Source organism: Paenibacillus sp. P4_A7 (genome assembly GCF_056402455.1).
Genome location: NZ_JBFUHJ010000506.1, coordinates 1 through 3,854 on the forward strand (window position 1 = coordinate 1; position 3,854 = coordinate 3,854).

Here is a 3,854-nt window from a genome sequence, read left to right on the forward strand (position 1 = left end):
GTATGCGACTGGTCGGTCGTTAATATACAACCAATATATTGTCTGTGGAACATATCCTTCAGATAAATTCAAACCTTTAGATATCTCGACTAGTCTAGCCAAACTATTTCTAAATTGTTCATAACTAAATTCCGGAAAATTTGTAGTAAATCCGTTTTCCCCTGGTCCAATTTCTTTCAGCATTTCATATACAGATTGGTCATCTGATTCAGATAGCTCTATTAATTCAATCTTCATTCCTACATCCCACCTTTTAGTCAGGTACTTCTATATGTTCAGACACTCTTGATTTCAATATTTCTATTAATTCCTCATCCATAAATCTATATTCGTCTGGAATGTCAAGGCAGATTAGTGGTTTATTCATAAGACTGTTTGTGAACTTTTCTTTCAGCCTTCTCGTATGCTTCCTCTCCATAACAAAAATCATATCTGACCATCCAATATGTCCTTCGGTAACCTTGATTCTTGCACTCTCTTCCGTTCCAGCGGATCTTACATCATAGCCATTGTATCCATCAAAAATCTTCTCAGCAGTTAAACTGCGCCATTTATTACGGCTGCAGATAAATAGTAATTTGATATCTTGTCACCTGTTTCTATATGATTGTTTATTATTCAACGATTACGATTAACTAGCTAACAAAGTTTTGTATCTTTTTACCGTTTTCAAAGCGATCTTTAAAATCCCCCTGTGTATATTCATCAATCACTTTACTCCAAAATATCTGAGCTGGTTTGTTGCTTTCTATTTGATAAACTTCCCAATCCCCTTTATGTAATTCAAATATTTGCTTAGCTACTGCTTTACCAATGCCTTCTTTCCTATATTTCTTCATTACAAAAAACTCAGCTATTGAGTAATAATTCCGTGCTTCTGATTCAATAAATCTAACTAAAACGAATCCTACATACTTATCTTCTTTTTTTATAACATACGGAAATCTATGATTCACTTCTATCCAATAGTCTTTAAGATAAGGATACTCACCGAAGAATCCATCTTCTTCTACATCACACTGTACAAATTCAGAAAAATCATAAATGTAAAACTGCAATAGATTTCGAATGACATCTTCGTATTCTTTGGATGCTTGAACTAGCTCATAATTCATTGATAAGATTCCACCTTTGTTTTGTGAATTTTCATGTGGCTTGTTAGATCTCAATAAAATAATACCCAAAACCATTTATAATCTTCGTATCTTTATAGTTATGATTTCTTTGGTTTCGTCCATAGTTCAAATGCTGATGTCCGTGTAAGAGATACTTGGGCTTGTACTTATCCATGAATGGAATAAAACATTCGAATCCTTTATGACATAAATCATCACCATCTCCGAGTTTAAATACAGGTGCATGTGTAACTAAAATATCTACGCCTTTTTTCAACCAAAGTTTTGGTCTTAGCTTAAAAATTCTCCATTTCATTTGAAGCTCCGTATATTGAAAGTCTCCTGGCCTGTATCTATGACTACCACCTAGTCCTACAATTCGGATTCCCTTAAAAGTAATCATGGTGTCATCAATACAGGTACATCCCTCTGGTGGTATTGTCATGTACGACGTATCGTGATTTCTATGAACATAGAACAGTGGAGCTTTGATCATCGTTACTAAAAAAGAAAGATACTCTTGTTTTAGATCCCCACAYGAAATCATTAAGTCGACATCCGAGAATTTACTTTGATCAAAATGATCCCATATATATTTTGATTCTTCATCTGCCACTACGAGAATCTTCATATAATACACCTCATCTATAAGTAAACTGATGTACCCGTTTGATTACTCTTTTTATCCAAGTAATAAACAACCCTTTATTCAACTTTATGATTCATCTACTCATTTTAATCACTTCTGTTTCCGCTTTTCTATTATACCTTTATTTCATAATATGGAATATAAATATAGGTTCACAATATCTAAACCAACTCAGTACACCTCCGATTTTTTCTGTAGCTTTTAAATATAGTTTGATAAAAAATAACCTCTTCGGGTATGATGCCTGTAAGAGGTTATTATATTAATATTTTTAGTTAAGGAGAGAACAAAATGGAAGTATTTACAGAGTATTTAGCAAAGATTGATAACCCCCAACATCGGGAAAGAACGGAAGAAGTTTTGTCTTGGGTAGCTAAGACATTTCCAAATTTAAAGCCCAAGATTGCGTGGAATCAGCCTATGTTTTGCGATCACGACACATTTATTATTGGCTTTAGCGTAGCCAAACAACATTTGGCTGTTGCCCCTGAAATTGCAGGGATTAATCATTTTTCTGATGAAATTGTGCAGGCGGGCTATGATCACACGAAGCAGTTGATCCGTATCAAGTGGAATAGTCCAGTTGATTTCTCATTACTTGAGAAAATGATTACGTTTAATATTTTCGATAAGGCAGATTGTTCAACTTTTTGGCGAGAATAAAAAACCGGATTATTAGGGATTCAATTCATTTTAATCAAACTTTATTCTAAACCAACACTTTCCTAAAATATCTGCATCATTTCCACTCACTCTGTTTATGCTATACAGGTTGGAGGTGATGATTATGACAGGTAGAAATAATAAGCCCAGAAATGATGGACCAGCTTCAAGTCCATCCCGTTTAGATCAATTCGGCGATAAGTTAGCTGAGGATACCGGCTCTGCTCCAATGAAGGAGAACAAGAACGATAATAAGAGCTGCTAAGTACTTGTTTAACGAAAAAAATGGCATTTCAGAAATACCATTCTGAAATGCCGTTTTGAACTACGTTCTATCCGATTGATTTTGTTATTTCACTACTCATATTGGCAGCAAAGCTCGTTATTTCTTTGATATTAAATCATTTACATCGTTCCGCCGCCTCGACGGATTTGTGGAGGTATCACTTCAGGTCCTTTGTTGATATAGGTGAATATAAATGTACCAATTTTCTGTTCGTCAATACTTTCAAGCTCCATCGTCTTCGTCCACGCTGTTACTACAATCTCCTTGCCAGTCGGAATATTATCGTTAGGAACGGCTAGAATTCCGGCACCTGCCTCTGTGAATTTAGCAAAATACTCAAGCTGTTTGAGCTTATCAGGATCAGCATCTGCACGATAATTAATAATAATATCTCCATGCTCCAGATTATGGACTAACATCTCATTCGTAGGCTTCTCCTTATAGAAACCAAACTTCAAATCATGCGGACTATGAGTACCGGAAGTCGGAATTTTCATTTCATACTGCACGGGACTATCTGAATGTTCTGCTCCATAGTATTTATCGTCATTGACTTCGATCGGAACATTGAAATTCAATGATTTCACATCATACTTGCCACTTGTTTCCTGGACTAAGTAAATGATAGAAACCACTATAGTCATGCCAACTAAAATATGGCCGAGTATTTTGCTATTCTTCCGCCTTTGTCTTCGCTGAAATATCTCATCTATCTTTAACTTACTTACGTTCTCTTTCTTGAGTTTTGCAGCATACCAATAACACATTATCGCTAATATAAATATCAATCCAATAACATAAAGTAATAAAGATGTGGAGCTAGTCTCTTGATGCATTCCAACATGTGAATTCATAATTATTAGTTCACTCTCCTCATTTAAACACTACATGATGTAGTGTTGATTATCAAAAAAAACTATGTGATCGCCAACATAGTCATGCTCATGAATAATAGCAGGACATGAATAGAAATCACGATAGCTGAAGTTTTTAACTTCACAGGAATACTGCTCATTGGTTCAACTAATTGCTGCAGTCTGTAATTAACCGTTCTATCAGCAAAATGAGCCAATATAGGAGATGTGCGATCATTAAAGTAGTTATTAATCAATTTCAATAATGCGCTGCCCAAACCTAGCTC

General features: G+C 35.0%; 6 protein-coding genes and 2 pseudogenes. 2 read left to right on the forward strand and 6 right to left on the reverse strand.

Going from position 1 to position 3,854, the window contains the following annotated elements:
• From AC1DWN_RS29880 to AC1DWN_RS29895, 4 genes and pseudogenes are all read right to left on the reverse strand, one after another.
• A pseudogene (locus AC1DWN_RS29880) lies at nucleotides 1–237 on the reverse strand (GNAT family N-acetyltransferase); the annotation flags it as partial.
• Nucleotides 238–253: 16 nt separating this feature from the next.
• Complete coding sequence (locus AC1DWN_RS29885; RefSeq protein WP_477562507.1) at nucleotides 254–583, reverse strand: low molecular weight protein tyrosine phosphatase family protein; 330 nt, start codon at nucleotides 581–583, stop codon at nucleotides 254–256.
• A 52-nt stretch (nucleotides 584–635) separates the two neighbouring features.
• Nucleotides 636–1,115: a GNAT family N-acetyltransferase gene (locus AC1DWN_RS29890; protein ID WP_477562502.1), complete on the reverse strand. Its 480-nt coding sequence runs from the start codon at nucleotides 1,113–1,115 to the stop codon at nucleotides 636–638.
• 43 nt (nucleotides 1,116–1,158) lie between these two features.
• Complete coding sequence (locus tag AC1DWN_RS29895) at nucleotides 1,159–1,746, reverse strand: metallophosphoesterase family protein (RefSeq protein ID WP_477562503.1); 588 nt, start codon at nucleotides 1,744–1,746, stop codon at nucleotides 1,159–1,161.
• A 309-nt stretch (nucleotides 1,747–2,055) separates the two neighbouring features.
• Between AC1DWN_RS29895 and AC1DWN_RS29900 the strand changes: the two genes are divergently transcribed.
• Nucleotides 2,056–2,427, forward strand: a complete 372-nt coding sequence (locus AC1DWN_RS29900; protein ID WP_477562504.1) for an iron chaperone — start codon at nucleotides 2,056–2,058, stop codon at nucleotides 2,425–2,427.
• Nucleotides 2,428–2,551: 124 nt separating this feature from the next.
• Nucleotides 2,552–2,692 carry a hypothetical protein gene (locus tag AC1DWN_RS29905; protein WP_477562505.1) on the forward strand — a complete coding sequence of 47 codons (141 nt, stop codon included), beginning with the start codon at nucleotides 2,552–2,554 and terminating at the stop codon, nucleotides 2,690–2,692.
• A 140-nt stretch (nucleotides 2,693–2,832) separates the two neighbouring features.
• Here the strand turns inward: AC1DWN_RS29905 and AC1DWN_RS29910 are convergent, their stop codons facing one another.
• A complete protein-coding gene (locus AC1DWN_RS29910; RefSeq protein ID WP_477562506.1) occupies nucleotides 2,833–3,567 on the reverse strand; it encodes a DUF3105 domain-containing protein in 735 nt (244 codons plus the stop codon).
• 62 nt (nucleotides 3,568–3,629) lie between these two features.
• Nucleotides 3,630–3,854, reverse strand: a pseudogene (locus AC1DWN_RS29915) (hypothetical protein); the annotation flags it as partial.

Excerpts from the sequence above, each read along its gene's own strand:
- AC1DWN_RS29890 (WP_477562502.1), bottom strand. The coding sequence starts at position 1,115 with ATGAATTATGAGCTAGTTCAAGCATCCAAAGAATACGAAGATGTCATT.
- AC1DWN_RS29900 (WP_477562504.1), top strand. The coding sequence starts at position 2,056 with ATGGAAGTATTTACAGAGTATTTAGCAAAGATTGATAACCCCCAACAT.
- AC1DWN_RS29905 (WP_477562505.1), top strand. The coding sequence starts at position 2,552 with ATGACAGGTAGAAATAATAAGCCCAGAAATGATGGACCAGCTTCAAGT.
- AC1DWN_RS29910 (WP_477562506.1), bottom strand. The coding sequence starts at position 3,567 with ATGAATTCACATGTTGGAATGCATCAAGAGACTAGCTCCACATCTTTA.